Annotated in this window: 30 protein-coding genes; 12 read left to right on the top strand and 18 right to left on the bottom strand. The window is 58.9% G+C overall.

Translation table 11 applies throughout. The features are described from left to right. Window positions 1–30 precede the first annotated feature (30 nt). Both VL688_04640 and nth read right to left on the bottom strand, forming a co-directional pair. A complete protein-coding gene (locus tag VL688_04640; GenBank protein ID HTL47331.1) occupies window positions 31–279 on the bottom strand; it encodes a helix-turn-helix domain-containing protein in 249 nt (82 codons plus the stop codon). 179 nt (window positions 280–458) lie between these two features. Then, complete coding sequence (nth, locus tag VL688_04635) at window positions 459–1106, bottom strand: endonuclease III (protein HTL47330.1); 648 nt, start codon at window positions 1104–1106, stop codon at window positions 459–461. Between the two features lie 41 nt (window positions 1107–1147). Here nth and VL688_04630 point away from each other — a divergent pair, with 41 nt between their 5' ends. Next, window positions 1148–2026, top strand: a complete 879-nt coding sequence (locus VL688_04630) for a DMT family transporter (protein ID HTL47329.1) — start codon at window positions 1148–1150, stop codon at window positions 2024–2026. Between the two features lie 4 nt (window positions 2027–2030). Here VL688_04630 and VL688_04625 read toward each other — a convergent pair whose 3' ends face one another. The 14 genes from VL688_04625 to VL688_04560 form a co-directional block, all read right to left on the bottom strand. Continuing rightward, a complete protein-coding gene (locus VL688_04625) occupies window positions 2031–2834 on the bottom strand; it encodes a DUF1189 family protein (protein ID HTL47328.1) in 804 nt (267 codons plus the stop codon). 2 nt (window positions 2835–2836) lie between these two features. Further along, complete coding sequence (gene greA / locus VL688_04620; GenBank protein HTL47327.1) at window positions 2837–3310, bottom strand: transcription elongation factor GreA; 474 nt, start codon at window positions 3308–3310, stop codon at window positions 2837–2839. Window positions 3311–3416: 106 nt separating this feature from the next. Continuing rightward, window positions 3417–4451 carry a ThiF family adenylyltransferase gene (locus tag VL688_04615; GenBank protein ID HTL47326.1) on the bottom strand — a complete coding sequence of 345 codons (1035 nt, stop codon included), beginning with the start codon at window positions 4449–4451 and terminating at the stop codon, window positions 3417–3419. A gap of 82 nt (window positions 4452–4533) precedes the next feature. Then, on the bottom strand, window positions 4534–5622 hold the full coding sequence (mqnE, locus tag VL688_04610) for an aminofutalosine synthase MqnE (protein ID HTL47325.1): 1089 nt from the start codon (window positions 5620–5622) through the stop codon (window positions 4534–4536). A gap of 3 nt (window positions 5623–5625) precedes the next feature. Beyond that, entirely contained in the window at window positions 5626–6720 is a 1095-nt protein-coding gene (ispG, locus tag VL688_04605; GenBank protein ID HTL47324.1) for a flavodoxin-dependent (E)-4-hydroxy-3-methylbut-2-enyl-diphosphate synthase, read from the bottom strand. Then, window positions 6717–7643: a quinolinate synthase NadA gene (nadA, locus tag VL688_04600; GenBank protein HTL47323.1), complete on the bottom strand. Its 927-nt coding sequence runs from the start codon at window positions 7641–7643 to the stop codon at window positions 6717–6719. Before nadA ends, ispG begins: the two co-directional genes overlap by 4 nt. 18 nt (window positions 7644–7661) lie before the next feature. Continuing rightward, window positions 7662–9062 carry a phosphomethylpyrimidine synthase ThiC gene (gene thiC, locus VL688_04595; GenBank protein HTL47322.1) on the bottom strand — a complete coding sequence of 467 codons (1401 nt, stop codon included), beginning with the start codon at window positions 9060–9062 and terminating at the stop codon, window positions 7662–7664. Window positions 9063–9250: 188 nt separating this feature from the next. Then, the gene (phoU, locus tag VL688_04590; GenBank protein HTL47321.1) at window positions 9251–9931 is read right to left on the bottom strand and encodes a phosphate signaling complex protein PhoU; all 681 of its coding nucleotides are present in this window, start codon (window positions 9929–9931) and stop codon (window positions 9251–9253) included. A gap of 77 nt (window positions 9932–10008) precedes the next feature. After that, window positions 10009–11448, bottom strand: a complete 1440-nt coding sequence (locus VL688_04585) for an ATP-binding protein (GenBank protein ID HTL47320.1) — start codon at window positions 11446–11448, stop codon at window positions 10009–10011. Next, on the bottom strand, window positions 11438–12130 hold the full coding sequence (locus VL688_04580; GenBank protein ID HTL47319.1) for a response regulator transcription factor: 693 nt from the start codon (window positions 12128–12130) through the stop codon (window positions 11438–11440). Before VL688_04580 ends, VL688_04585 begins: the two co-directional genes overlap by 11 nt. A gap of 195 nt (window positions 12131–12325) precedes the next feature. Next, entirely contained in the window at window positions 12326–13774 is a 1449-nt protein-coding gene (locus VL688_04575) for an RtcB family protein (GenBank protein ID HTL47318.1), read from the bottom strand. Between the two features lie 91 nt (window positions 13775–13865). Further along, complete coding sequence (locus tag VL688_04570; protein HTL47317.1) at window positions 13866–14294, bottom strand: archease; 429 nt, start codon at window positions 14292–14294, stop codon at window positions 13866–13868. A gap of 16 nt (window positions 14295–14310) precedes the next feature. Then, window positions 14311–14700, bottom strand: a complete 390-nt coding sequence (locus VL688_04565; protein HTL47316.1) for a response regulator — start codon at window positions 14698–14700, stop codon at window positions 14311–14313. Window positions 14701–14719: 19 nt separating this feature from the next. Beyond that, window positions 14720–16513 (bottom strand): ATP-binding protein, encoded by a 1794-nt coding sequence (locus VL688_04560; GenBank protein HTL47315.1) that lies wholly within the window; start codon window positions 16511–16513, stop codon window positions 14720–14722. A 135-nt stretch (window positions 16514–16648) separates the two neighbouring features. Here VL688_04560 and VL688_04555 point away from each other — a divergent pair, with 135 nt between their 5' ends. After that, the gene (locus tag VL688_04555; GenBank protein HTL47314.1) at window positions 16649–17314 is read left to right on the top strand and encodes an FAD-dependent oxidoreductase; all 666 of its coding nucleotides are present in this window, start codon (window positions 16649–16651) and stop codon (window positions 17312–17314) included. A gap of 144 nt (window positions 17315–17458) precedes the next feature. Here the strand turns inward: VL688_04555 and VL688_04550 are convergent, their stop codons facing one another. Together VL688_04550 and VL688_04545 are read right to left on the bottom strand one after the other, a co-directional pair. Next, window positions 17459–17938 (bottom strand): (deoxy)nucleoside triphosphate pyrophosphohydrolase, encoded by a 480-nt coding sequence (locus VL688_04550; protein HTL47313.1) that lies wholly within the window; start codon window positions 17936–17938, stop codon window positions 17459–17461. After that, window positions 17911–18918: an RsmB/NOP family class I SAM-dependent RNA methyltransferase gene (locus tag VL688_04545; GenBank protein ID HTL47312.1), complete on the bottom strand. Its 1008-nt coding sequence runs from the start codon at window positions 18916–18918 to the stop codon at window positions 17911–17913. Before VL688_04545 ends, VL688_04550 begins: the two co-directional genes overlap by 28 nt. 45 nt (window positions 18919–18963) lie before the next feature. On the opposite strand from VL688_04545, the gene VL688_04540 reads away from it, so the two are divergent. The 10 genes from VL688_04540 to VL688_04495 all read left to right on the top strand — a co-directional run. Next, entirely contained in the window at window positions 18964–20151 is a 1188-nt protein-coding gene (locus VL688_04540) for an FIST N-terminal domain-containing protein (GenBank protein ID HTL47311.1), read from the top strand. A 65-nt stretch (window positions 20152–20216) separates the two neighbouring features. Next, a complete protein-coding gene (gene ndhC / locus VL688_04535; protein HTL47310.1) occupies window positions 20217–20585 on the top strand; it encodes an NADH-quinone oxidoreductase subunit A in 369 nt (122 codons plus the stop codon). Between the two features lies 1 nt (window position 20586). Then, window positions 20587–21372 carry an NADH-quinone oxidoreductase subunit B gene (locus VL688_04530; protein ID HTL47309.1) on the top strand — a complete coding sequence of 262 codons (786 nt, stop codon included), beginning with the start codon at window positions 20587–20589 and terminating at the stop codon, window positions 21370–21372. Beyond that, window positions 21369–21953, top strand: a complete 585-nt coding sequence (locus tag VL688_04525) for an NADH-quinone oxidoreductase subunit C (protein HTL47308.1) — start codon at window positions 21369–21371, stop codon at window positions 21951–21953. Before VL688_04530 ends, VL688_04525 begins: the two co-directional genes overlap by 4 nt. Then, entirely contained in the window at window positions 21954–23111 is a 1158-nt protein-coding gene (locus VL688_04520; GenBank protein HTL47307.1) for an NADH-quinone oxidoreductase subunit D, read from the top strand. Further along, a complete protein-coding gene (locus VL688_04515; GenBank protein ID HTL47306.1) occupies window positions 23111–23752 on the top strand; it encodes an NADH-quinone oxidoreductase subunit I in 642 nt (213 codons plus the stop codon). The genes VL688_04520 and VL688_04515 overlap by 1 nt, the downstream gene beginning before the upstream one ends. After that, window positions 23753–24892 (top strand): NADH-quinone oxidoreductase subunit NuoH, encoded by a 1140-nt coding sequence (gene nuoH / locus VL688_04510; protein HTL47305.1) that lies wholly within the window; start codon window positions 23753–23755, stop codon window positions 24890–24892. A 71-nt stretch (window positions 24893–24963) separates the two neighbouring features. Next, window positions 24964–25476, top strand: coding sequence for an NADH-quinone oxidoreductase subunit J (locus tag VL688_04505; GenBank protein HTL47304.1), 513 nt, complete (start codon window positions 24964–24966; stop codon window positions 25474–25476). Continuing rightward, window positions 25473–25784 carry an NADH-quinone oxidoreductase subunit NuoK gene (nuoK, locus tag VL688_04500; GenBank protein HTL47303.1) on the top strand — a complete coding sequence of 104 codons (312 nt, stop codon included), beginning with the start codon at window positions 25473–25475 and terminating at the stop codon, window positions 25782–25784. Before VL688_04505 ends, nuoK begins: the two co-directional genes overlap by 4 nt. After that, on the top strand, window positions 25784–26862 hold a 1079-nt coding region (locus VL688_04495), incomplete at its 3' end, for an NADH-quinone oxidoreductase subunit L (GenBank protein HTL47302.1). The genes nuoK and VL688_04495, both read left to right, overlap by 1 nt.

The following is a 26862-nucleotide window of genomic DNA, read 5'->3' as shown; positions in this document are numbered from 1 at the left end:
TCTTGCGACTTAACCTGTCTTCCGTTGGGATCAGGCGACGCGCTTGGACCGGTTGTTTTTAAACCGGCGATGCATGTCGTTCTTGATCCATTCATCCAGAACATCTTTCCGAAAACGCCAGCTTCCTCCGATTTTAGCGGCCGGGATCTTGCGCTCCTGGATAAGACGGTAGATGGTCAGGTAATGAAGCCCCAGATAATCCGCGACCTCCTGCAGCGTCATGATTTCCGCTGGCGCTTTGGAAGCCGGATCGATCGGAGAACTTTGTTCATTGTCCATGACTGTGATTTCCTTTCGAGTCGGGCCGTCAGAAGTAGACGGCTTCTTTTTAAAAGTTACATAAATAAGAATGGCATTGCAAGCTATTGATCTTTATTTTTTAAGGATGTTATGAATTGATAGTTTTCCGGAGCGGGGTTGGAGCTTTCATTTAAGCTATGGGCTAGCTTAAAGTTAGATCAAACTTTAAAGGCAGAAGGGCAGAGGTCCTTGAGCTCGCAGCCCGGACAATCGGGCTTGCGGGCAAAGCAGCGGGCGCGGCCGTGGTGGATGATGAGGTGGGAATACTGGGTCCAATGCTTCTGCGGGACAAGCGGCATGAGGTCCTGCTCGATCTTAACCGGGTCTTTTTGCCGGGTCAGGCCGAGGCGGTTGTTCAGGCGGATCATGTGCGTATCGACGGTGATACCGGGAATGCCGTAGGCATTGCCGAGAACCACGTTCGCGGTTTTCCTTCCGACGCCTGGAAGCGTGACGAGGTCTTCGAGCTTCGCGGGAACCTCGCCGCCAAAGCGCACCGTGATTTCGCGCGCCGCGCCCTGGATGTTCTTGGCTTTGTTTTTGTAAAAGCCCGTGCTCTTGATCAGGCTTTCGAGTTCCGGAAGCGGCGCTTCCGCGTAATCTTTCGCGGCGGGAAATTTTTTGAAAAGCGCGGGCGTGACCATGTTCACGCGCTTGTCCGTACACTGAGCGGACAGGATCGTGGCCACCATCAGCTCGAGTGGATTGGAAAAAACAAGGGCGCACTCGGCATCAGGATAGGCATTTTCGAGCCGGACCATGATACGGGCTGCCCTTTTCTTTTTTTGCTCCGCGGTTTCTTTCATGATTTTTTCCGGCTCCTGCCGTTCCCTGCTATCATGCTGCCATGAAATTCTCAAAAGATCATCTTGCGAGCGTCTTCCTCATGGTCCGTGCGGCGTTTGCCTTTTCGGTCATGGCCCTTTGCGTCAAGCTGGCCAGCCCGCGCGTCCCCAGCATGGAAATCGTCTTCACGCGCAGTTTTCTCAGCGTGCTCGTCCTCGTACCGCTGATGAAGATGAATGCCATTCCGGTCTGGGGACGCCACAAAGCCGCGCTCGTGATGCGCGGCGTGACAGGATTTCTCGCGCTGTCGCTGCACTTCTACACGATCGGCCGCATGCCGCTGGGCACCGCAGTCCTGCTCAATTATTCGGCGCCGCTTTTCGTCGTCCTTTTTTCGGCCGTCTTCCTGAAAGAAAAGGTGCGCCCCATGCTGGCCGTGCTCGTGTGCGTCTGTTTCGCCGGGCTTTATCTCCTGCTGCACGGCGATGCCGGAGGATGGAACATGAATTTTTTCTGGGGGGTGCTGTCAGCCGTGTTCTCGGCGATCGCTTACGTGACGATCGCGTCGCTGAAGGGCCGTGAGTCATCGCTGACCATCATTTTTTATTTCACGCTGGTCTCGACGCTCGGTTCGCTTCCATTTCTCTTCCGTTCGTTCCAATGGCCGGGAACCGGAGACCTGCTTGCCCTGCTGGGCGTGGCCGCGGGCGCTTTCTGGGGGCAGCTTTGGATGACGCGCGCCCTGCGCCGGGCCCCGGCGTCTTTCGTCAGCCCGTTTTCTTATCTGACCCCGCTGCTTTCCTTTCTCTACGGCCTCTTCTTTTGGGGAGAAACCCTGTCGCCCGCCTCGCTCACGGGCATGATCCTCATTCTCGGCGGCGGCAGCCTGCTTTCCTACTGGGGCGCGCGCGACGAAAGCACCTGCCCGACGCAGGAATAATTCGTCACAAGCTTTCGGGGATCTTCATTTCCGTTTTCTTGACCGCCAGGAAAAGGTAAGCGCCCGTCACGAGCAGCGTTCCGGGCAAGCCGAAAGGGACCGCCGAAAAAACCGGGAGAATCAGGCCGCGCAATTCGAGAATCGAAGCCAGGGTCAGCGCGTAGCATGAGCACGTGAATACCTGCGCGTACGAAAGCGGCAGCTTCCGCAGACGGTTGATCAGCATGCCGATGCCGGACGCGGCAAAAGCCTCGGCCAGGCGGAGCAGGAAAAAAAACGGGATTGCAAGGACGCCCGCCGCGCCGATTATAAAAGGCTTGGCGGCACGCGCCATGGACCGGATAAATTCCCCGTCGATTTGAAGAACCAGCTTGTCCTGCGGGACTTTCTCCGGAGGGCTCGTCAGGTCGTAGGAACGGATGTCGTTGTCGCCAAAATTGAGATAGAGTTTTTTCGAGGTCACGAAAACCGGCGCATCGCCCAGCGCTTCAGGCTCGACCTCGTTCTGGGTCATGTCGAGCGTGGCCAGGAGCCCGTAATCGGGATGCACGAGGTTCAGCGGGCTGCGGGCGTTCATGACCAGGCCTTCCGGCGTCCACGTCATCGGCGGCAATTCGTTCTCGAGCCACGAGGCGAAGCGGTTGATGCCGGGCAAAAGCCGCGTGAAGGAAAAGACCAGGACGATGATGAGACTGAGAGTGCTGAGGACGAGCAGGTGAATGAAACCGGAGGAAAGGCGGCGGCGGAGAATAAGGCGGTAAAAATCCACGCTGAACAGTGAGTAAAGCGGGGCCAGAAGGTAAAACATGATCAGCCGTAAGTGATTTCGATAACTTCCAGCTTGATGGTGCCCGCCGGGATTTTGATCTCGACGGTTTCTTTTACGGCCTTTCCGAGAAGCCCCTTGCCGATGGGAGAAGTCACGGAAATCTTGCCGGCAGCGAAATCCGCTTCGTCCTGAGAAACCAGCATATACACAAACGTGTCTCCGCTGTGATGGTTCTTCACTTTGAGCTTGGCGCCGAGGAAGGCCTTGTCGTGCTGCATGGACTGCGGGTCCACGACTTTCGCGCGGGAAAGCTTGTCTTCGAGCGCGGCAATGCGCTCTTCAAGGCGCGCCTTGGCTTCCTTGGCCGCGTCGTATTCGGAATTTTCGCGCAGGTCGCCGTGAGCGCGGGCCACTTCAAGGGCATTGGCCACTTCGATCCGTTTCTTTCCCTTCAAAAAAGTCAATTCTTCAACCAGCTTGTCGAAACCTTCACGCGTCAAAATCACTTTATCCATGAGTCCGTCCTCTTTGATGGTGGTCAGGCCGTCCGGCCGATGCAATAAACTAGCACAAAGGCATGGGAAGGTGAAGCGAAGTTCTTGGGACCGCGAAAATCCGGGATCAGCAGCCGAGGTATTTGGCGTAGAGGCTTTTGGCGCGGCCCATGTCCTCGGTGCCTTTGATGATGGCCCGCCCGTTCTTGAAAACGGTAATTTCGTACGGGTCGGGAGTGCGGATGTTGAGCAGGTATTCGTTGAATGTGACTTCCGCCTGGTGCTCCAGCCGGCTGGCGAGGGCCTTGAAATTCAGCTCTTGCTGCACGGTCTGGTAAATCTGGACCGCGTTCCGGCCGCAGAGCGTAACGCCGCGCGTGGCCGGGGCCTCGTCGTCCAGGTAAGGAAGATGGCCGCCGCGGCAGCCGGTGCACGGATTGGCTTTCAGGTGCGACACGGAAATCGTCTTGAAGTGGCGGTGCCAGACGTCGACTTTCCAGAGTTTGCGCTCGACCGCGGCCTGTTTTCCCGCAAGGATCTTGATGGCCTCCGTCGCCTGGAACGAGGCGACCATGTGCGCGACGGGCGCGAGGATGCCCACCTGATCGCAGGTCTGCATGTCTTTGTGCGGCGGCACTTCGCCGAAAAGGCATCGCAGGCACGGCGGATCATCCGGCAGGACCACGTACGTCATGCCTTCGGTCCTGACCGCGCCTCCGTAAATCCAGGGAATCTGTTTGGAAATCGCGTAGTCGTTCAGCAGGAACCGAGTCTCGAAATTGTCCGTGCCGTCCACGATGAGGTCGACACCGTCCAGGACTTCGTGGATGGAAAGAGGGTTCACGTCCGCGACTTTTTCCTCGATCATGATTTCGGAATTGATGTCGCGCAGCTTCCGCGCCGCGATCACGGCCTTCGGAAGGTTTTGGGAAAGGTCCTTTTCGTCGTAGAGGACCTGGCGCTGCAGGTTATTGATTTCGAGGAAATCGCGGTCGATCACGACCAGATGCCCGACGCCCGCGCGGGCGAGCAGGTTGGCGGAAACCGATCCCAGGGCTCCGAGCCCGACGACGGCGACGCAGGACTGATCCAAAAGGCGCTGGCCCTCGCGTCCAATTTCTTTCAGAATCATCTGACGCTGGTACCGGCTGTGGTCTCTCATGTTCAAAACAGGGGTTGAACTGCGGGTTCACTGCTGTTGTAAGTATGCTCGGCGTCCGCCATTTTAGCAAATGGGGCCGGAATCAGCCGACAAACTGGTAAGAACTGTCCACGAGACACGGCTCGTAGCCCGCGTCACGGATCAGGCGGACCATCTCGTCCTGGGAAAGGTCGACCGGCGTTTCGGAACCCGCGTCGTGGACGATCTTTTCGTTCAGGTTGGTCCCGCCCAGGTCATCGACCCCGAAGGAAAGCGCCACCTGCCCCATCTTGAGACCGGTCGTGATCCAGTGCGCCTTGATGTGCGGGATATTATCGAAGAGAAGCCGCGACACGGCATAAACCTTCACGTCGAGGAAACCGCCCGCCTCGCCCAGTTTCTGGAGCGGGTTGTTGTCTGAATTGTAGGCCAGCGGGATAAACGAATAAAAGCCCTTGGTCTTGGCCTGCAGTTCGCGGAGACGAAGCACGTGGTCGACGCGGTCTTCGTCGGACTCGATATGGCCGTAAAGCATGGTGGCGTTCGTCCGCAGGCCGAGCTCATGCGCTATTTCATGAATGGCCAGCCACGTATCCGCGTCGATTTTTTCGTGGCAGATCTTGCGCCGCGTCACCGGATGGAAGATTTCCGCGCCGCCGCCCGGAAGCCCGTCCAGACCCGCGGCCTGAAGCTGCGCGAGCACGTCGCGGTAAGAAAGCCCGGTACGGTGCGCCAGGTCGTCGATCTCCGGGGCCGTCAGCGCCTTGATATAAATCGAAGGCGCGGCCTCGCGGATCTTGCGGAACATGTCCACGTAATAATCGAGGCCAAGATCGGGATTGTGGCCGCCCACGATGTGGACTTCATTGATCTGCCATTTCGCGATCCCCTGCCGGACCTTGTCCTGGATCTCGTCCGTGGAAAAGGTATAGCCGCCCTCTTCGCCGGGACGGCGCGCGAACGCGCAGAAAAGGCAGCGCAGCGTGCAGACGTTCGTGTGATTGACGTGGAGGTTGATCGAGTAGAAAACGCGGTTGCCGTTGATGCGGCGGCGTACCGTTTGCGCGAGGCTGCCGAGCAGCGGAAGATCGTTGGTGCGATAAAGCCGCACGCCGTCTTCGAACGAAAGCTGTTCTCCGGCTTCAACTTTTTCCGCGATGTCCTGGAGAGGCCCGTAATCGAAGAAGCTCATGGATTATTCCTTGGGAGCGGCGGTCGAGTCTGCAGTATTCGAAGGGGCGTTCTTCTTGGCGTCGATTTCCTTGAAAAGTTCGTCGACCAGCGCATTTTCATCGACCACGCGATGCTGCTTGCCGTCGATGTAGATCATGCCCTTGTCTTTGCCGCCGGTCACGCCGAAATCGGATTCATGAGCTTCGCCCGGGCCATTCACGACGCAGCCAAGCACCGAGATCGTCATGGGATCGTTCAATTTCATGGCGCGGTCTTCGACCTGCGCCGCGAGCTTAAACACGTCGACTTCCGCGCGGCCGCAGCTCGGGCAGGAAATCACGCGCACGCCCTTGCGGATGTTGAGCGCTTCCAAAATCATTTTGCCGACTTTCAGCTCCTCGACCGATTCGGCCGTCAGCGAAACGCGGATCGTGTCGCCGATGCCGTCGTGCAGCAGCATGCCGATGCCGATGGCGCTGTAAACGCTGCCGCGCAGCAGCGTGCCGGCCTCGGTCACGCCCAGATGCAGCGGATAATCGAACGTCTGGCTGGCGAGACGATACGTCGCGACCATGGTCGGAACATCGGAAGCCTTGAGCGAGAGAATGATGTCGTGAAAATCGAGTTCTTCGAGGATTTGGACGTGGCGCTTGGCGCTTTCGACCAGCGCTTCGGGCGTGGGCCCGTATTTTTCCATCAGGTCTTTTTCCAGCGAGCCGCCGTTCACGCCGATACGGATCGGGACTTTGCGGGCCTTCGCCTTCTGCACGATCTCGACCGTACGTTCTTTCTTGCCGATGTTGCCGGGGTTCAGGCGCAATTTGTCCACGCCTTCGTCGAGCGCGATCAGCGCGAAGCGGTAATTGAAGTGGATGTCGGCGACAAGCGGGATCTTGATGCGGCTGCGGATTTTGCCGAGCGCGCGCGCGTCTTCTTCCGTGGGACAGGCCACGCGGACGATTTCGCAGCCGGCTTCCGTCAGCTGGTGGATCTGGTCGACTGTCGCTTCCACGTCGCGCGTGTGCGTCGTGCACATGGACTGGATGCGAATGGGAGCGTCGCCGCCGACGGTCACGCCGCCGATGCTCACCTGCCGCGTTTTCTTTCTTTCGATCATACGATTTCCATCATGCGCTCGATGCAGCGGTAGGCCTTGCGCGCGAGCTCTTCGGGCACCTTCACCTCGTACTGGAGATTTTCCAGGCTGGCCACGACTTTTTCGAGCGTGTTCATTTTCATGTAGCTGCAAACGGCGTGCGACGACGCCGGGATAAACTGTTTGCCGGGATTGTCTTTGCGCATGCGGTGAAGGATGCCGGTTTCGGTCGCCACGATGAATTTCCCGCACGGTGATTCGTTCGCGTACTTCACCATGCCTTCGGTGGAAAGCACCTTGTCCGCGTATTCCATGGATTTCGTCATGCAGCCGCATTCCGGGTGCATGAGAAATTCCGCGCCGGGATTGTCATGCTTGATCTTATCGATCGCTTCCGACTGGATCATGACATGCGTCGGGCAATAACCTTTCCACAATTCCATGTTCTGCCGGCCGGTCTTGCGCTTGACGAATGTGCCGAGAAAATAATCGGGCACGAAAAGGACTTCCTTGTCCGCGGGAATCGCGCGCACGACTTTTTCCGCGTTCGCGGACGTGCAGCAGTAATCGCATTCGGCCTTTACCGCGGCGGACGTATTAATGTAGCAGACCACGACGCCGTTCGGATGCCCGGCTTTCCATTTGCGGATGTCTTCGGGCAGCACCATGTCGGCCAGCGAGCAGCCGGCTTCCAGGTCCGGGACGAGCACTTTCTTGTCCGGGCAAAGGATGCTGGCGGTTTCGGCCATGAAATGCACGCCGCAGAAAAGGATCACTTCCGCGTCGGTTTTCTTGGCTTCCTGCGCGAGCCGGAGCGAGTCTCCGGTGAAGTCCGCGATGTCCTGGATTTCGGCGATCTGGTAATTGTGGGCCAGGATCACGGCGCGGCGTTCCTGTTTCAGCGCCTGGATTTCATCCTGGATGGAGTTGTAGAATTTTTTCATGGAGAATTCTTCGGAAGATCAGCTCTTCTGAAGGAGTTTTTCCCGCCTTTCCTCTTTCTTTTTGTCTCTGGAATCTTTATTCGCCTGGCCAAGCTGGGTCAGCTCCTGGGAAATGGCCATGGAGCAGAACTTCGGGCCGCACATGGAGCAGAATTCCGCTTCCTTGAAGTAATCGTCGGCCAGCGTTTCGTCGTGCAGCGCGCGCGCGTGCTCGGGATCCATCGAAAGCTCGAACTGGCGGTTCCAGTTGAACGTAAAGCGCGCCTTCGAAAGTTCGTCATCGCGGTCGCGGGCGCCCGGGCGCTTACGCGCGATGTCCGCGGCATGGGCGGCAATCTTGTACGCGATCACGCCCTGCTTCACGTCGTTGAGATCCGGCAGACCAAGATGCTCGCGCGGCGTCACGTAGCACAGCATCGCGGCGCCCGAGTGGCCCGCGATCGCGGCGCCGATCGCCGACGTAATGTGATCGTAACCCGGCGCGATGTCCGTCACCAGAGGGCCGAGAACGTAAAACGGCGCTTCATGACAGACTTCGATCTGCTTCTGGATATTCATGGGAATCTGGTCCATGGGCACGTGGCCGGGGCCTTCGACCATGACCTGCACGTCCTGTTCCCAGGCTTTCTTGGTCAGCTCGCCGAGCGTTTCCAGCTCCGCGAACTGCGCCTTGTCGCTCGCGTCCGCGAGACAGCCGGGACGGAGGCCGTCGCCGAGGGAAATTGTCACGTCGTACTTTTTGCAGATGGCGAGGAGGCGGTCGTATTCGGTGTAGAGAAAGTTTTCCTTGTGATGGCGCATGCACCACTGCGCGAGGATCGCGCCGCCGCGGCTCACGATGCCCGTGATGCGCGTGGCGACCAGCGGCAGATGCGCGCGAAGGACACCCGCATGGATCGTCATGTAGTCGACGCCCTGCTGCGCCTGCTTTTCGATCACGTCGAACATGATGTCCGGCGTCAGGTTTTCAGGAATGCCGTTCACTTCTTCGAGCGCCTGGTAAATCGGAACCGTGCCGACCGGAACCGGGCTGTGCTTCAGGATCGCGATGCGCGTTTCATCCAGGTCGCGGCCCGTGGAAAGGTCCATCACCGTATCCGAACCAAACTTCACGGACATGTGGAGCTTTTCGATTTCTTTCGGAATGTCGGAGGTGACGGCGGAGTTGCCGATATTCGCGTTGATCTTGCAGAGGGCGTTGATCCCGATGGCCATGGGCTCGAGATTGCGGTGATTGATATTCGCGGGAATGACCATGCGGCCGCGGGCCACTTCGGAACGCACGAATTCCGGCTCGAGCGACTCGCGCCGGGCCACGTAAGCCATCTCTTCCGTAATAATACCCTTGCGTGCGTAGTGCATCTGGGTCCTGTTGCCATCGCCCTGGCGCTTGTCGACCCATGCGTCACGAAGATTCATATAAAGGACCTCCTGATAAGTAAGAATGCTGTGATGATTGCGATAGGGGAACTCCGGAGGGACTCCCTTTCCCGGAGGAGTTATGATACCTCAGGCGAGTAGATTTGTCTAGACTGCTTAAACCATTCGAAGGAGTGGGGTTGCGATGAAAAAAAACGGACGCCCGGGAAGAAGGGACGGGAAGAGGCTCAGGTGTTTTCCGCGCGCCTTTCGCGAATGTGGTGGCGAACGTCGATGCCTCGCTTCACGTAAATGACGTCTTCGGCGATGTTCGTCGCCAGGTCTCCGACACGCTCGAGGTTGTGGCACACCATGATGAGGCTGACGCCCGCGCGCACGCAGCCCACGTTTTCCTGCATGATCTTCTGGACTTCGTCGTAGAGCTGGTCGTTCAGGTCGTCGATCATGTCGTCGCGCTCGAGGATTTCCTTGGCCTTGGCCGGATCCGTCTCCATGAAAGAGTCCAGCGCGTCGCGGACGATCTTGAGCGCGGCTTCGGTGAGCTTCACCAGGTCCCGCGAAGGCTTGCTGAGAGGCGGTTCCTGGTTGATGATGAGCGCTTTTTCGGCGATGTTGACCGCCTGGTCCCCCATGCGCTCGAGGTCATTGTTGATCTTGAGGACCATGGTGATGAGCCGCAGGTCGGCGGCGGCGGGCTGGTAAAGGGCGATAAATTCGTGGCCGGCCTCGTCGATCTCGATTTCCTGGAGGTTGATCTCCTGGTCGTGCTTGATGACTTCCAGAGCCTTTTTGGAATCGCGTTCAAAGAGAGCTTCGGTGGCCTTGCGGATGGCTTCTTCAACGAGAAGCCCCATGCGAAAAAGTTTTTCTTTGAGCGTTTTGAGTTCGTCTTCGAAATGCCGTTTCACTTTGACCTCGCCATTTTTTCCCGCCCGGGAATCTTCCCGCAGGATGCACGGAGAAGACTAACAGATTTCGACCCGACTCACAAGCTGCCGGTTCGGTCCGGCCCCTCGACCGGCAGCGTGAACGAAAATTTGGAACCGCGGCCCAGCACGCTCTCGCATGCGACTTCTCCGCCGTGGGCTTCGACGATGTGCTTCACGATGGCCAGACCGAGCCCCGTGCCGCCCGCGTCCCGGCTGCGCGCCTTGTCCACGCGGAAAAAGCGCTCGAACGTCCGCGCCACGGCCTCTTCCGGAATGCCGATGCCCGTGTCTTCCACGACGACGCACACGCGGCCGTCCAGGGCTTCGGCGTCGAGCGCGATGCGCCCGCCGTCCCGGTTGAACTTAATGGCGTTGTCCACGAGGTTCAGCAGGACCTGGCGCACCCGGTCCTGGTCCGCGTTTACGGCAGGAATTTTTTTGGATGCCATCCGGTTTTCGACGGCGATATTTTTTTCTTTCAGGCGCTTGCCGAATCCTTCCATCACCTGCCCGGCTTCACGGGCGAGGTCCACGGCCTTGAGCTGCAGCGGCGCCTGGCGCGCCTCGAGCCGGGAAAGCTCCAGCAGGTCGTCGATCAGCCTTTCCAGCCGCCGCGAATCGTCTTCCATCATGCGCAGGAACCGCTCGCTGGTCGCCGCGTCGCGCAGCGCACCGCCCAGCAGGGTCTCGACGAAACCGCGGATGGAAGTCAGCGGTGTGCGCAGCTCGTGGGAAACGTTTGCGACGAATTCGCGCCGCAGGTTCTCGAGCCTTCGGATCTGGGTGATGTCGGAAAGGACAAGGATGCCGGACACGCTTTCGGCGTTGCGTCCGATGCCGAGAGCGCTGGCCTGCAGCGTCTTGGATTCGTCGCGGACGAGCTCGATCTCACCGGAAACGCTCGCCCCCCGCTCGATGGCGTGGGCCATCATCTCGTCGAGCCGCGGCTTTTTGGTCAGGGTCAGCAGGCTTTTGCCCGGTCCCGTGCCGCGCGGCACGTCGAAGATTTCTTCCGCCGAAGAATTTGCGAGCAGGACCTGCCGGGCTTCGTTGACCGCGATCACGCCTTCGCCCATGTGCTCCAGGATCGCGGTCAGCTTCGCGCGTTCCGACTCATTTTCCGCCATGCGCCTTTTCAAAGAAGAGACCATCTGGTTGACCGAATGCGCGAGCGTGCGCAGCTCGTCGTCACCCTCGACGAAAATTTTTCCGGTCACGTCGCCCTGTGCGAAACGCGACGCGGCATGGGAAATCCCGTTGACCCGCCGGCTGAAGCGCTTGCCCCAGACAAGCCCCATCAAAAAAATGACGGCGCTTCCGAGCAGCGCCCCGGCAGCCACCGCGCCCCTGAAAACGTCCGGCGATCCCGATGAGCGTACGGCTTTTTCCACCGCCCAGCCCGCGGCCAGGAAGACGAGGAGAAAGGCCAGAGACGAAAGAAGGGCCAGCCGCCAGCCCAGCGTCAGATGGAAAAAAGGTTTCTTTTTAGGCTTCACGTTCAAACCTGTAGCCGGCGTTTTTGACGGTCACGATCTTGAGCGCCTCCGATTTCAGTTTTTTTCGCAGCTGTCCCACGTGCATGTCCACGGTGCGCGTTTCGATGTTGGCGCCGCGGTCGAATTCCCACACGTGCTCCAGGAGATACGCGCGGGAGAGCACGCGGCCCTGCGCCGCCATCAGCGCTTTCAACAAATGGAATTCCTTGGACGTCAGATCCAGGATCTTTCCTTTCAGGGTAACCTGATGCGTTTCGGCGTTCAGTTCCAACGGGCCGCAGCGCAGGAGCGCCGTGTCGGGCGCGGGCTGCGAGCGCCGCAGCACGGCCTTGATGCGGGCGACCAGCTCGCGCGGGCTGAAAGGCTTGGTCACGTAATCGTCGGCCCCGAGCTCCAGGCCCAGGACCTTGTCCACTTCCTCGCCCCGCGCGGTCAGCATGAGGATGGGAATGCGAGACGTCTCCGGATTCTGGCGCAGCGTCTTGCAGATTTCGAGCCCGTCCATGCCGGGAAGCATCAGATCCAGGATGAGGACCGACGGGAGATGTTTGCGCGCCAGGTCCAGGCCTTCCTCCCCCCGGAGCGCGCTGAAAACGCGGTAGCCTTCCTTTTCCAGGTTGTACTGCAAAAGCTCGACGATGTTTTTTTCGTCTTCGATGATGACAATAATTTCCTTAGCCATGCCCATGCTTTTGATTTTTTTGCCGCGACGGCTCACTTACTATCAATGAAGTCCTGCGTTCTCGACCTGGAGGGACAGGTCTAAAGGCCTGTCCCCGCCCATGCTGACAAATCCTGGTGCGCATACGGAAGCGTCCCGCTTCCGAGAGCCTGCCGAAACTATAAAGTTTTGGCGTCCCGTCCATGCTGACGGCTGCTATCCTTTGATCACTCCCATGGGCCGCATGCGCGCCACTTTGCGGACAATCCCCGCCGCGTGCACCACCTCGACCACGTCGTTGACGTCTTTATACGCGGCCGGCTGTTCTTCGGCAATGCCTTTATGGCCCTTGCCCATCACGATGATGCCCTTCTCTTCCAATTCCTTCTCGATCGAGCGGCCGCGCGCAGCCTTCAACGCCGCGCCCCGCGACATGGCCCGTCCCGCTCCATGGCAGGACGTGCCGAACGTTTCTTCCATGGCCCGCGGCGTTCCCGCGGCCAGGTACGAATTGCGCCCCATGTCGCCCGGGATAATGACCGGCTGCCCGGTTTCGCGGTAAGGCCCGGGAAGTTCTTCTTCGCCCGGCGCGAATGCGCGCGTCGCGCCCTTGCGGTGCACGCACAGTTTCATTTTTTTGCCGTCGACCTCGTGCGTCTCGAATTTGGCGATATTATGCGCCACGTCGTAAATCAGTTCCATGCCCAAATCGCGCCAGCTCCGGCCGAAAAACTTTTCGAAAGATTCGCGCGCGAGCGCCATCAGGCATTGGCGGTTGGCCCACGCGTAGTTGGCTGCGCAGCGCATGGCGCCGAGATACCCCCGCCCTTCCGGCGAATCCACAGGCGCGCAGGAAAGCTGGATGTCCGGCACCGCGATCTGATATTTCGTAAGCGCGCGCCGCATGCCTTCCAGCGAATCGTCGCAGATCTGGTAGCCGAAGCCGCGCGAGCCCGAATGGATCATGACGAGCACCTGACCTTCTTCCACGCCGAAGGCGCGCGCGGTTTCTTCGTCGAAAATTTTTTCCACTTCCTGCACTTCGAGAAAATGATTTCCCGAGCCCAGCGTGCCGAGCTGGCCGCGGCCTCTTTCGTAAGCGCGGGCGGACACAACGTCCGGATTCGCGCCTTCCAGCGCGCCGCCGCTTTCCGTGGCTTCCAGGTCTTCTTCGCTGCCATAGCCTTCAGAAACCGCCCAGCGCGCGCCCTGCGTCAGCATGCGCCGCTCGTCTTTTTTCCCGATCTCGATCGAGCCGGAAACGCCGACGCCGCATGGCACCTTATTAAAAAGAAGCGCGACCAGGCTTTTCAGGCGCGGCCGGACTTCTTCTGCGCGCAGGTTCGTGCGCACAAGCCGCACGCCGCAGTTGATGTCGAAGCCGATCCCGCCCGGCGAAATCACGCCGCCCTGCTGCGGGTCGGTCGCGGCCACGCCGCCGATCGGAAAGCCGTAGCCCCAGTGGATGTCGGGCATGGCCAGCGAATATTTCACGATGCCGGGAAGATGCGCGACGTTCGCCACCTGCTCGACGGCCTGGTCCATTTGCAGCGCGGGCAGCATTTTTTCGCTGGCGAAAATCAGGCCGGGAACCCGCATGCCTTTCTTATAAGACGTGGGCACTTCCCAGCGGTAATCGTCGAGTTTCCGTAAAGGCGAAGTCAGCGTCGTCATGCCCTTATTTTATCAGGAAGCCTTTGCGGCTCCTTTCTATTTTATGTAAAGGGCGTGTAAAATCCGCGTTTTGCCGGCCGGCTCAAACGTCAAAGATGACGCGGGCTTCCCATCCCCCCGCCGGGGTGCGGGATAGGAAAAATTGATGGCGGGTCACGGCTTTCACTTCCATTTTGGACACGTGCCGGGCAGGATCGAAAGGGGTGCCGCGCGCCACGGCCTCCAGGCGGCCGGACGTCAACGCGGAGAATTTAAAACGAGTGAAGACGACTGACGACGCGGAAAAAAGATAGACCAGTTCGCGCAGCCACGAGAACAAAAGCTCGGGCATGTCTTCGGCTTCGAGCCGGATCGTGCGCTCCACGGAAGGAACGGCGGACGCAAGCGCTGCCGCGTCCGTGACCAGGTCTGCAAAGCCCAGGGCCGCGTGTGTGAACAGTTCTTCCTGGGTTTTGCCGCGGATGATGAGTCCGATGTCCGCGGGATGGTCGAAAGGCTCGTAAGGCTTCATGGAAGGACCGGAGAGATCAGCGCTTGGCGCCGTTGCTCAACGCCTGCTCGATGTGCTGGACAAGCGTTTCGATCGTGAACGGTTTTTTGAGGATCGCGTGGATGTTGCCGAGGTTCAGAAGCTTGGGGGAAATCTTGTCGTTGACGCTCGCGATGATGACCGGGATGTCCGCGATTTTCTTTTCCGTACGCAGCTTCACGAAAAATTCTTCGCCGTCCATGACCGGCATGATCATGTCCAGGATGATGAGCCGCGGCTTTTCTTTTTCCAGGATATCGAAGGCCTCCTGCCCGTTGTAGGCGCGCAGGATTTCGTAGTCCTGGCCCTGGAGGTAAAGGCCGTAGAGGACGTGGAGATCCTCGTCGTCCTCGACAATCATGATTTTGCGCTGCCCGTTCGTGCTCATCGCGGCTCCAAAGGTGTTGCTAGAATTTTACTTTAAAAGTCGAGCCTTTTCCAAGGCCCTCGCTTTCGGCCCAGACTTTCGCGTGATGCAGAATCGCGATATCTCTAGAGATGGTAAGGCCTACGCCGATGCCGACCGACGCCGCGGTTTTTTGCACGAACCGGTCAAAAATGGTCTTGAGGTCCTTTTCCTCGATGCCGATGCCGGTGTCCCGGACTTCGGCCATGATGTTCGGGCCCTTGCGGCAGCTGAACACCTTGATGGCTCCCTTGGGCGTATACTTGATGGCGTTCTGGATGAGGTTGACGAAAAGGCGGTAGAGCATGTCGCGGTCGCCCTCGATCATGAGCGGTTCCGTGCTGATGTGATTTTCCAGGACCAGCCCTTTGTGAACGCACAGCGGCTCCATGTCCTGAAGCACCTGCCGCAGCACATGATTCAGGTCGAGCTTTTCCCGGTTGATCTGCAGCACGCCGGACTCGAGTTTCGACAGGTCCATGATGCTCGTGATCGTGCGCATGAGCCGGTCGGTGTTGTTTTTGAGCATCTCGATGATGGAGGCGTATTTGGCCAGCTCCGGGTTCTGTTTGATTTCCTTTTCGAACCAGTTCACGGCCATCTCGAACTTCGCGGTCGGCGTCTTCAGCTCGTGCGCCACGTCGCGGATCAGGGATTCCTTCATCAGCTCGATGCGCCGCAGCTCGGTCACGTCGCGCATCATGCCCTGGATCAACTTCACCTTGCCGTCATGGTCGACGAGCGGCGTAAAGCTGGTCAGGTAAAAAATCTCGCTCTGGTCGCTGCGGTGGATGTGCGTGGTCGCCACGTTGATCACGGATTCGCGCGTGTCCTGCACGAGCGCGAGCGCGCGGTCGAACTCCTTCAGGGAATCGCTCTGGTGCAGATCCTTGAACAGCTTGAGCCCGCCGTCCAGGATCTCTTCGCGCGTGCACCCGGAAAACCCCTCGTTCAAGAACACGATATCGCCGGACGGCTCGAGCGCGAAAATGATGTCGCTTGCGTTGTCGACGATGAGGCGGTACTTTTCCTCCGAGTCTTCGAGCGCCTGCGTGCGCGACCGGAGATTGTCCAGGCTTCGCGCGAGGCGCGACACCATCTCGTTGAAGGCGCCGGCCAGGTCCTCGATCTCGTCGAAGGTCGTGATCTGCGCGCGCGCGTCCAGATTGCCGGACAGAATCTCCTGCACGGTTTTTTTGAGCCGGAAAAGAGGCCGCACCGCCGCCCAGGTGATCAAGGCGGTCATGAGCGCCAGCACCGCGCCCATGGAAAACGCGAGAAGCATGCGATCGACGAAAATCTGGCGCAGGTCCTGTTCGAGGCCGAGCTGGGAAAAAACGATGACAAGCCGCCCGAGAGGATTGCCTCCCACGTCGATCGGCACCGCGACTCCGTAACGGTCCTGCGAAATCCGCTGCACGCCTTTGAAACTCGGCAGCTTCAGCGGCGCCGGAAGCGTAAGCAGCTGCGGGTTCGTGCTGCCGACGATGCCGCCCTGCGTGTCTTCGACGCGCACTTCGATCACGTCCGAACGCTCGGCCATCCATTGAAGCGTGGCGACGAGCACTTCCTGATTGCTGAGGACGAGCGGGACTTTCAGGGACTCGGTAAAGACTTCGGCGATGGCAAGAAGGCGGCTTTCCGTGCGCTCGAGAACCAGCTCGCGCACGAAACGGAACGTCGTGCGGAAGAGCAGGAACAGCATCAGCGTGACGAAAATCAGCACCGGAAGGGCGACTTTATACCGCAGCGAGAAGCGGAAGCGGGACTTTGGATGTTGGGGGTCTTTGGTCACTTGGCCCGGCCTGAGGGCGCCGGCATGCCGGTCCTGCCCTCCTAGTTTCCCATAGCTTTTTTAAAAAGGTTACTTTATATTATAACGCCTATGCGAGCCGGAATCTTTACCGTTACCATTGAATCTATTAAAGATATGGGAATTCAGGACACCCGCCATTTCCACATGGTGTTTGACCCGGGTACCGTCTTCGACTTCGACGCCGGACAGTTCTTGAACATCATGGTTCCCACTCCCGAGAAGGTGATCAAGCGCCCCTACTCCATCGCCTCTTCGCCGCGCTGGAAGGGTTCGCTCGACCTCTGCTGGAAAAAAGTCCCGGGCGGCAAGGCCACGGAATGGCTGTGGACCTTGAAGGAAGGCGACAAAATGGAAATCCAGGGCCCGCTCGGCCGCTTCACCGCGCGCCGGCCGCTTCCCAAGACCCTCGTTTACATCTCCACAGGCACGGGCATCGCCCCCTTCCGCTCCATGATTCACGACCTGCTGGACGGCGGGGAAAAAATCCAGATCTGGAACATCTTCGGCAACCGCTACGAAGAAGACGTGCTTTATAAGGAAGAATTCGAAGAGGCCGCCAGGAAATATCCGAACCTTCACAACGTGTTCACGGTCTCGCGCCCCAAAACCTGGAAAGGCGAAACCGAATACGTGCAGAATATGCTGAAGAAATACATCCCGGTGAATCCGGATACGCACATCTACATTTGCGGCCTCACGAACATGATCAACGCCGTCGTCGAGATGGGCACGCAGATGGGCTTCGCCAAAGAACAGATCTTCTACGAAAAGTACGACTAAACCGCCGCACGCGGAGGCCCGCATGCACTCGAGAGGCCTCTTGCATTCTCAGCCATGGGGCACGCCTAAAGGCATGTCCCCGTCCATGCTCACATTTTCTTTCTGCAGATCCCGGCTTGCGCGCCAGCGAACGAGGACAGGCTTTTAAGCCTGTCCCCTTCGTTTTTGCGCCGACTTCTTCCCAAAGTAAAAAACTCTTTTCCGTATCAGGTGCCGGATAATCGTGTCATCCGCCGGCGGAAATTTATAGTTCACTAATTCCTCGGGCTCCACGAAAGCAAAGCCCTGGCAGTCATGCGCCGCGGGTTTCCCGCTGATCCAGTCGCACAGATAAAAATAAAGCCGCAGCTTCCGGTCCACGTAGGGATGAAACTTCGTGAAGAGATGCTTCCGCGCCTTGATCCGCACGCCCAGCTCTTCCTTCACTTCGCGCGCAAGGCATTCTTCGATCGTCTCGCAATCTTCCATCTTGCCGCCGGGGAATTCCCAATAGTTTCCGTACGTGTCCTCGGGATTCCGCTGGGCAATGAGCAGCTTGTCCTTCTTCCTGATGATGGCGCAGCCCACGTCGATAATGCGGATTTTTTTCCGGGCGGTTACGTTTTTTTTCTTTCGGCGGTCCATGAGTCGGTTTTCCTTATCTTGGCGATGTAAAAGGCTTCGGTGAGCCCGTCCGGCAGGATGCGCCGGGTCTTCCGGACGGCGGGGTCCAGCTCCCTCTTGCCCCAGGAGGCCAGGCCTTCCATATATAATAAGGGCGGCTCAAAGGCCTCCACGGCCGCGGCCGGGCCGAATTTGCCCAGGCCCCAGCTGATCACTTCCTCATTTTCCTCGGGCGCGAACGTGCAGGTCGAATAAACCAGGACACCGCCCGGCTTGAGCGCCGAAAACGCGGACAGCAGCAGGAGTTTCTGCTTCGCCGCAAGCGCTTTGACCTTGCCGGGCTTCCACTGTCCCAGGCTTTCCTTTGAAGTCGCGCAGAAGCGCGCCTCGCCCGAGCAGGGCGCATCCAGCAGCACGCGGTCGAACGATTCCGGGAATTGCTTCCACAAAAACTGTCCGTCTTTCATGATGAGGCGCACGTTTTGAAATCCCTGGGCGTCGATCGCGGCTTTGAGTTTGAAAAACCTCGGCCGGCTCGCATCGTTCGCGGTGAGTTCCCCTTCGCCTTTCATCATCAGAGCGATCTGCGTGGTCTTGCTTCCGGGCGCGGCCGCCATGTCGAGCACGTGCTGCCCGGGCCTGACGTCCAGGACGAGCGGGACCAGAAGGCTCGACGCGCCCTGAATATAAAGAAGGCCCTTGTGGTAAAGCTCCGTTTCCTGAAGCCCGCGCACGCTTCCCTCTTTCAGGACAAACGCGGTTTCGCACCACGGCAAGGCTTCGGCCATCAGGCCGTCCTGTTTCAGGAGCGCGGGAATTTCTTCCGGCGCCGGGCCCGCGGCCGCGTGCAGGCGAAACACCGCGGGCCGCGAAGCCTCGAAAGATTTCATCACGCGCTCCCGATGTTCCGGCGGAATGATTTTTTCCAGCCGCTCCAAAAAAAGTGGCGGCAAAAAACCATTTTCGTTCGCGGCGGGCTGATCCGTTTTTTGCTTTTTCATTTTTTCCAAAATTTTTACTGAGCGTTTGCGGCGCGCCATTATATAATGATGCGCATGATCTTTGCCGCATCATCTTATTCCAAAGACCGGAATGCGGAAAATGCCGCGGAAGTCTGCGGCCGCCAGGCCATGGCGAGACTCGGCAGGCCCAAAGCCGACGTGGCCCTTGTTTTCGCCACGCTCCATCACCTCCGCAGCTTCGAAGTCCTTCTCGAAAAAATCCGCAAGGTCACGGGCGCCGCGCACATCACGGGCTCCAGCGCGAGCGGCATTCTCACGGAAATGGCGGAACTCGATAACGGGCCGGGCGTCAGCGTCCTGCTGCTGTCCTCCGACGACCTGGCCTGGGATTCCTTCCTGGTCCGCCATCTTCAGGAAAGCAATCTGCGCGCGGGCCTGCGGCTGGGCGAGCGCATCAAGAACGAATTCCCGGACCCGTCCGGGCTTTTCATGACGGCCGATCACTTCAGCTTTCACAGCCCGATTTTCTTCGAAGGCCTGGAAAGCACGTGCGGCTATGTCCCGGTACTCGGCGGCACGGCTTCCGAAGACGGGAAACAGGAAAAGACCTATCAGTTCCACGGCACCGAGGTTTCTTACGACGCGTTCGGCGGCTTTGCCTTTTCGGGACCGGCCCGGACCGAGACCGCGCTCACGCAGTCCTGCCTGCCCTTCGGCGAGCCGCTTCGCATCACTCGCTCGCGGGGCCACATGATTTACGAACTCGAGGGGCGCCCGGCTTACGACATTTTCATCGAGCATGTCTCGCAGATCGAGTCGGAAGACCCGCAAAAGGCCCATGACGACGTGATGGTCGGGCTTCCCATGCGCAGCTTCCAGACCGATTTCAGCAAATCCAATTACGTGGTGCACAACATCACGGAAGTGAACACCAAAAGCGGCGTCATCGCCTGCACCGCGCCCGTGGAAGAAGGCGAATTCCTGACTTTCGCCGTCCGCGATGCCGCTTATGCCCGCGCCGATATGGAAAACACCCTCCGGGACCTCAAGACTCGTCTTGACGGCCGAAAGCCCGCCTTCGGTTTGTATTACAACTGCGCCTCCCGCGGCAAAAACCTGTACGGTTTTCCGGATCAGGACGTCAACCTGATCCGCGCGGCCTTCCCGGACCTTCCGGTCGCCGGATTTTTCTCTTACGCCGAGCTCGCGCCCGTCGACTACATCAACCACCTGCATCACTATTCGGGCATCCTGACCGTCGTCGCGCCGTAAAAAAACTCTAAATGCGTGTGAATGTTTGACTTTTGAGCGGCGAAATCCGTATAATGCCCCAAATGATGAATGACACTTATTTTTACAAGTATCTATTCATTGGCATTTTTATTTTGTTCGCGATCGTTTTTGCTGTCCTTCCGGTTGTTCTCGCTTTTTTCGTTGCCCCCAAAAAACCTTCCGATATCAAAAACGCTTCGTACGAATGCGGTCTCGAAGCCGAGGGCGATTCCTGGATCCAGTTCCGCGTGCAATATTACATCTTCGCGCTGATCTTCGTGATCTTCGACGTGGAAACCGTTTTCATCTTTCCCTGGGCCGTGTCCTTCAAAGGGCTGGGCCCCGAGGCTTTTGCAGCCATGGCCGTCTTCATCGGCGTCCTGTTTCTCGGCCTCGCCTACGAATGGAAGAAAAAAACCCTGGACTGGGAATAACATGGCGTTCACGCAAAACGTTTCGGCAATCGACCACGGCCTGAAAAATGAGCTGGGCAAAAAAGGCGTGGTCGTCACGACGCTGAACGAGCTCTACAACTGGGGCCGCCGCTCCTCCATCTGGCCCATGCAGTTCGGCCTGGCCTGCTGCGCCATCGAGATGATCGCGACGGCCTGCGCGCGCTACGACATCGCGCGTTTCGGCGCGGAACTCTTCCGTGCGTCTCCCCGCCAATCCGACCTTATCATCATCGCCGGCACCGTGACGAAAAAAATGGCGCCGCAGGTCGTGCGTCTTTACAACCAGATGGCCGAGCCCAAATACTGCATCACCATGGGCGCCTGCTCCATCGCGGGCGGCCCGTTCATCGACGGCTACAACGTGCTGCGCGGCATCGACCGCTACATTCCGGTCGACGTCCACCTGCCCGGATGCCCGCCGCGTCCCGAGGCCCTGCTTTTCGGCCTGCAGGAATTGCAGCGCAAGATCGACAACCAGGAAATCGAAAACACGGAATGGTATCGCAAGGGTTTCAAGCGCGAATACCCGGTTCCGGAATTCGGGCCGCACGGCCTTGTCCCCAAATACAATCCCGAAGTGTGGAACCCTCGCGACGTGGACCACCGCAAGGAACGCTACGGCGAACCCATTTTGATCGGAAAGAAAATCAAGGCGCCCGACCTGGATACTCCTCCGGCGCCGCCGAAGCCCGCCGCGCCCGCGGTGCCCCCTTCGGCAACCGCTCCGAAACCCGCGGCGCCTCCGCCGCCTCCGGCAAACGCATGAAGACCGAAGAAATCAAAGCGCTCATCGAAAAGGCCCTGCCCGGCGTGAAGCTCAAGCTGGTGCGCGAGAGCCTTCTCGTGGAAAACGCCGCGGACCTTCCGCGCGTGGCCAAATGCCTGAAAGAAGATCCCGCGCTGAAATTCGATTATCTGTCGTCGGTGACCGGCGCGGATTATCTGACCTATCTTGAATCGGTCTATCACCTGTACTCCATGGAAAAGAAGGCCGGAAGCATCGTGCTGCGCGCGCGCACCGACCGCGCGAACCCGCGCCTTCCCTCGCTCGTTCCCATTTACCGCGGCGCCGAGTATCAGGAGCGCGAGGCCTACGACCTCTACGGCATCGTCTACGAAAATCATCCGGACATGCGGCGCATTTTCATGTGGGACAGCTTCGAAGGCTGGCCCATGCGCAAGGATTACGAGCAGGAAGATTCCGAAACGCTGGAAGCCGCGGACGTGGAATGGCTGGAAAAGCGCGGCGTGAAAGTCTCGGACGCCGACCGCGCGAAAGCCGAAGAACTCCGCAAAACGGGCAAGCGCGCTGTCGCGCAGAAGCCGACCGGGAGCCCCGAAGCTTAAATGAACAAAGGCGAGATCAGCCCCAAAAACGAAGTGCAGCACGACGGACAGACGCTGGAAATCAACGTCGGGCCGCAGCATCCTTCCACGCACGGCGTCTTCCGCATGAACATGGTGCTGGACGGCGAAACTGTGGTGTCGCTGAAGCCGGTCATGGGCTACCTGCACCGCAATCACGAGCAGATCGCGGAAAACATGTCGTACGCCGCGTCCATGCCGTACACGGACCGCCTCGATTATTTCAATTCCATGTCGAACAATTTCGGCTGGTCGCTCGCCGTGGAAAAACTCGCAGCGATCGAAGTGCCGGAGCGCGCCCAATATATCCGCGTGATCATGGCGGAATTGACGCGTATCGTGAACCACGTTTCCGTGATCGGATTTCTTCTGAACGACCTCGGCGCTTTTTTCACGCCCGTCCTTTATGCGTTCCGCGAGCGCGAAAAAATCCTCGACCTCTTCGAAGAAGTCTCGGGCGCGCGCATGATGTGCAATTACTTCCGCTTCGGCGGCATCAAGTACGACGTGCCGCAAAGCGTGCTCGAACGTATCCGCGAAATCGTGGACAAGTTCCCGAAGTTCCTGGACGAATTCGAGACGCTGCTCACGAAAAACGAGATCCTGTGCATGCGCTGCCAGAACGTCGGCGTGCTTCCGGCGGAACTCGCCGTGAACGCCAGCATCACCGGCCCCATGCTCCGCGCGTCCGGCGTGAATTACGACATCCGCAAAGTGGACAAGTATTCGATCTACGACCGCTTCAACTTCAAAGTCCCGCTCGGCAAAAAGGGCGACGTGTACGACCGCTACTACGTGCGCGTGCTGGAAATCCGCGAGAGCCTGAAAATCCTGGACCAGGCCCTGAAGGAAATAAAACCCGGCGAAATCATGAACAAGAAGATGGTCCCCTTCCTCAAGTCGCCGCGCAATTTCAAGCCGCCGGTCGGCGAAGCCTATGGCCGGGTGGAAGCGCCCAAAGGCGAGCTGGGATTTTATGTCGTCTCCGACGGCACGCCGCAGCCCTGGCGTTATCACGTGCGCGCGCCTTCCTTTATTAATCTGACGATCCTCGAAGACCTCTGCCTCGGCCACAAGCTCGCCGACGCCATCGTGATCCTGGGCAGCGTGGACATCGTGCTCGGGGAGGTGGACCACTGATGTTTTACGGCTACGGCATTCTCCAAGGCATGTGGGTGACGCTGAAGCAGTTCTTCGCCTCGTATTTCAAGAAACGCGGACAGGACGGCGCTCTCTTCACCGTGGAATATCCCGAGCAGCGTCTGCCGGAAAAAGAGCGCTTCCGCAATTTCCCTTTCCTGATTTATGACAAGGAACCGGAAAATCTCCGCTGCGTGGCCTGCGACATCTGCGCGAAAGAATGCCCGCCTAAGTGCATTTACATCGTGCGCGAGTTCGATAAAGACGGCAAGCCGCTCAAGCGTCCGGCTATTTTCGACATCGACTTCACGGTGTGCATGAACTGCGGCATCTGCGAAGAAGCCTGCCCGTTCGAAGCCATTTACATGGACCACGAATTCGAGATCGCGTCCGCGGAACGCAACGACGACCTCCTCTACCACAAAGACGACCTGCTGAAATCCAATGCCTATTTCCACAAAATCCGGCCGAACGATGCCACGGCTGTCGACGCCAAATTAAAAGAAGCCGAGGACAAGAAAAAAGCCGCGGAAGCCGCGGCCAAGGCAAAGGCCGAGGCGGCCGCGAAAGCTCCGCCTCCTCCCCCGCCGGCGGCTCCCGGCACAACTCCGCCTCCCCAACCTCCGAAACCGGCGGTGTAAATGGAATCGATCTTCGTCAATCTGAAAGGCGCGATCCTCGGCGTCCTCGGCAAATTCATGCCTGAGTGGACGATGCCTATCCATTCCATCATGATCAGCATCACGGCCATCGCGGTCCTCGGCCCGGCCATCATGATGTACCTCACGCTCATGGAGCGCAAAGTCGTGGGCCGCATGCAGAACCGCATCGGCCCGAACCGCGTGGGCAAATGGGGCCTTCTCCAGCCGCTCGCGGACGGCGTGAAGATGCTGACTAAAGAAGACATCGTGCCCAAGGGCGCGGACCCTGTCCTTCACCTGCTCGCGCCGATCCTGATCGTGGCCCCGGCGCTGCTTCTGTTCGCCGTGCTGCCGTTCGGCAAAGGCATGATCGCGGTGGACCTGAACGTCGGCATTCTTTATTTCCTCGCCGTCTCTTCCACCACGACCATCGCGATCTTCATGGCCAGCTGGGGCTCGCGCAACAAATACTCGATCCTGGGCGGCATGCGCGCCGTGGCGCAGATGATCTCTTACGAAGTCCCGATGGTCTTGTCGGTCGTGCCTGTCCTTCTCGTCGTGGGCAGCTTGTCCACGCGGCAAATCGTCGAGGCACAGGCGAGCGGATGGTTCGTGCTCACGCCCTGGGGCTTTTTCGGCGCGGTCTTCTTCTTTTTGTGCACGGTCGCCGAATGCAACCGCTCTCCCTTCGATCTTCCGGAAGCCGAATCCGAAATCGTGGCCGGCTTCCACACCGAATACAGCGGCATGAAGTTCGCGCTCTTCTACATGGCCGAATTCATGAACTGCTTTTCGGGCGCGGCGCTCACGACCACCCTTTATTTCGGCGGCTGGCAGGGCCCTGGCTTCCTGCCCTCGTGGATCTGGTTCTTCCTCAAGACCTACTCTTTCATCTTTGTGATGATGTGGTTTCGCGGCACGCTTCCGCGCCTTCGCGTGGACCAGCTCATGGGCCTGGCGTGGAAATTCCTGCTGCCGCTCACGCTCGTCAACATTCTTGCGGCCGGGCTTTGGTATTATCTCGGCGGCATTTTGAAATTTTTCATCCCGCTTGTCCTGATGGCCGGCTCGTTTACGATTCTCACGTGGCTGAACAAGCCTTATGTGCCGGAAAAGCGGGAGTATCAGTTCGCGGATTAACCGGGCAAGCATGGGGACAGTTCTTTAGACCTGTCCCCGTACGTTGCAAGCAGTGAAACGGAGATTTCCGGATGGACGTTCTCAACACAATCGTTAATGCAGGCATCTACGCGCTGATGGGCCTTGGCGTAATCGCGGCTCTCGGCGCCGTGACCTGCCGCAACCTGTTTCACGCGGGCTTGTGCCTGGCCGTCGTGCTCATCGTCGTGGCCGGGACTTACCTTTCGGTAGGCGCGGAATTCCTGGCCATGATCCAGGTCCTGATCTACGTGGGCGCGGTGCTGACGCTCATCATTTACGCGGTCATGCTCACCGCGCGGCTGAGTGGGGGCGAGGCTTCGGCATCCAACGGCCAAGCCGGTCCCGTGTTCGCGGCTTGCGCGCTCTTCCTTGCGTTTATGGCCCCGCGGCTCATGAAGACGCCATGGCCCGTGTCGCCTGCAGCCTTAAGCGCCACCCTTTCGGTGAACGGCCTGGGCCAAAGTCTTATGACCACTTACGTGTTCCCGTTCGAAGTCCTGGGCATTCTGCTTTTCGCGGTCTTGATCGGCGCCATTGTCGTGGCCAGAAAGGACAAGGCGTGAGAATCCCCCTCGAACATTACCTGCTTTTCTCGCTGCTGCTTCTGGTCCTCGGCGTGTATGGCGTCATGACGCGCCGCAACGCCATCGCCGTGCTCATTTCCATCGAGCTCATCCTGAACGCGGTCAACGTGAACCTTGTTGTGTTTTCCAGGACGACTTCACTTTCGCCGGAAACCGGACAAATCTTCGCGTTCTTCGTGATCGCCCTTGCCGCCGCGGGCGCTGCCGTCGGCCTTGCCATTGTGCTGGCCCTTTACCGTAACCGCAAAACGATCCAGATGGACGAAATCCATCTGATGAAATGGTGATGCCGGTGGAAAAAGCCTATCTCATCCCGCTTCTGCCGCTCATCGCCTTCACGATCAACATTCTTCTGGGCAAACACGTGAAACACAAGGCCGCGCTCATTTCGATTGCGGCGAGCCTCGGTTCCTGCGCCGTTGCCTGGCCCCTCATCTGGCAAGTGTCGCAGGGCGCGACGCTGCGGCATGAATTCGCTTTCCTCGCGCTCGGCTCCCATCCGTTGAACTTCGGCATCCTGATCGATCCGCCCGCGGCCACGCTGCTTCTGGTCGTCACGCTGATCGGCACGCTGATCCAGATTTATTCCTCGGGCTACATGCACGACGAGCCGCGCTTCTCTCGCTTCTTCGCCTATCTTTCGCTCTTCATGGCCGCGATGCTCATGCTGGTCATCGCCAACAACTACCTGCAGTTTTTCATGTCCTGGGAAGTCATGGGCCTTTGCTCGTACCTGCTCATCGGCTTTTACTCCGAGAAAGACTCCGCGGCCAATGCCTCGAAAAAGGCCTTTCTCACGACACGCATCGGCGACGTGGGCTTTTTCCTCGGCATCCTGGCGCTGTTCTCGGCCATCGGCACGCTGGATTTCACGCACATGCACGAGGCCGTGCACGCCAACGCCTCGAGCACGCTGCTTCCCGCGGCCGCGCTCCTCATCTTCTGCGGCACGGTCGGCAAGTCCGCGCAATTCCCGCTGCACGTGTGGCTCCCGGACGCCATGGAAGGCCCGACTCCAGTGAGCGCTCTCATCCATGCGGCCACGATGGTTGCAGCAGGCGTGTTTCTCGTGGCCCGAGTTTATCCTTTGATGTCCGGTTCACCCGAGTCCACTCCGACCGCAACTACCGCTCTCCAGGTCGTGACGTGGGTTGGCGCTATCACCGCCGTTTTCGCGGCGACCATCGCCGTCGCGCAAACCGATATCAAACGCATCCTCGCCTATTCGACCGTCTCGCAGCTCGGCTTCATGATGATGGGCCTTGGGGTCGGTGGAGTGGCGGTCGGCATGTTTCACCTTATCACCCACGCCTTCTTCAAAGCGTTGCTGTTCATGGGCGCCGGCTCCGTTATTCACGGTTGCCA

It is taken from the genome of Verrucomicrobiia bacterium (assembly GCA_035495615.1).
Taxonomy (GTDB): Bacteria; Omnitrophota; Omnitrophia; order Omnitrophales; family Aquincolibacteriaceae; genus DATJFP01.
Note: the sequence above shows the minus strand (reverse complement) of the source record. Positions and strands in the feature narration are given on the sequence as shown.

Bases quoted from the DNA above. Each gene is read 5' to 3' on its own strand.
- VL688_04640 (HTL47331.1), bottom strand. From the start codon at position 279: ATGGACAATGAACAAAGTTCTCCGATCGATCCGGCTTCCAAAGCGCCA.
- nth (HTL47330.1), bottom strand. From the start codon at position 1,106: ATGAAAGAAACCGCGGAGCAAAAAAAGAAAAGGGCAGCCCGTATCATG.
- VL688_04630 (HTL47329.1), top strand. From the start codon at position 1,148: ATGAAATTCTCAAAAGATCATCTTGCGAGCGTCTTCCTCATGGTCCGT.
- VL688_04625 (HTL47328.1), bottom strand. From the start codon at position 2,834: ATGTTTTACCTTCTGGCCCCGCTTTACTCACTGTTCAGCGTGGATTTT.
- greA (HTL47327.1), bottom strand. From the start codon at position 3,310: ATGGATAAAGTGATTTTGACGCGTGAAGGTTTCGACAAGCTGGTTGAA.
- VL688_04615 (HTL47326.1), bottom strand. From the start codon at position 4,451: ATGAGAGACCACAGCCGGTACCAGCGTCAGATGATTCTGAAAGAAATT.
- mqnE (HTL47325.1), bottom strand. From the start codon at position 5,622: ATGAGCTTCTTCGATTACGGGCCTCTCCAGGACATCGCGGAAAAAGTT.
- ispG (HTL47324.1), bottom strand. From the start codon at position 6,720: ATGATCGAAAGAAAGAAAACGCGGCAGGTGAGCATCGGCGGCGTGACC.
- nadA (HTL47323.1), bottom strand. From the start codon at position 7,643: ATGAAAAAATTCTACAACTCCATCCAGGATGAAATCCAGGCGCTGAAA.
- thiC (HTL47322.1), bottom strand. From the start codon at position 9,062: ATGAATCTTCGTGACGCATGGGTCGACAAGCGCCAGGGCGATGGCAAC.
- VL688_04580 (HTL47319.1), bottom strand. From the start codon at position 12,130: ATGGCTAAGGAAATTATTGTCATCATCGAAGACGAAAAAAACATCGTC.
- VL688_04570 (HTL47317.1), bottom strand. From the start codon at position 14,294: ATGAAGCCTTACGAGCCTTTCGACCATCCCGCGGACATCGGACTCATC.
- VL688_04565 (HTL47316.1), bottom strand. From the start codon at position 14,700: ATGAGCACGAACGGGCAGCGCAAAATCATGATTGTCGAGGACGACGAG.
- VL688_04555 (HTL47314.1), top strand. From the start codon at position 16,649: ATGGGAATTCAGGACACCCGCCATTTCCACATGGTGTTTGACCCGGGT.
- VL688_04550 (HTL47313.1), bottom strand. From the start codon at position 17,938: ATGGACCGCCGAAAGAAAAAAAACGTAACCGCCCGGAAAAAAATCCGC.
- VL688_04545 (HTL47312.1), bottom strand. From the start codon at position 18,918: ATGAAAAAGCAAAAAACGGATCAGCCCGCCGCGAACGAAAATGGTTTT.
- VL688_04540 (HTL47311.1), top strand. From the start codon at position 18,964: ATGATGCGCATGATCTTTGCCGCATCATCTTATTCCAAAGACCGGAAT.
- ndhC (HTL47310.1), top strand. From the start codon at position 20,217: ATGAATGACACTTATTTTTACAAGTATCTATTCATTGGCATTTTTATT.
- VL688_04530 (HTL47309.1), top strand. From the start codon at position 20,587: ATGGCGTTCACGCAAAACGTTTCGGCAATCGACCACGGCCTGAAAAAT.
- VL688_04525 (HTL47308.1), top strand. From the start codon at position 21,369: ATGAAGACCGAAGAAATCAAAGCGCTCATCGAAAAGGCCCTGCCCGGC.
- VL688_04520 (HTL47307.1), top strand. From the start codon at position 21,954: ATGAACAAAGGCGAGATCAGCCCCAAAAACGAAGTGCAGCACGACGGA.
- VL688_04515 (HTL47306.1), top strand. From the start codon at position 23,111: ATGTTTTACGGCTACGGCATTCTCCAAGGCATGTGGGTGACGCTGAAG.
- nuoH (HTL47305.1), top strand. From the start codon at position 23,753: ATGGAATCGATCTTCGTCAATCTGAAAGGCGCGATCCTCGGCGTCCTC.
- VL688_04505 (HTL47304.1), top strand. From the start codon at position 24,964: ATGGACGTTCTCAACACAATCGTTAATGCAGGCATCTACGCGCTGATG.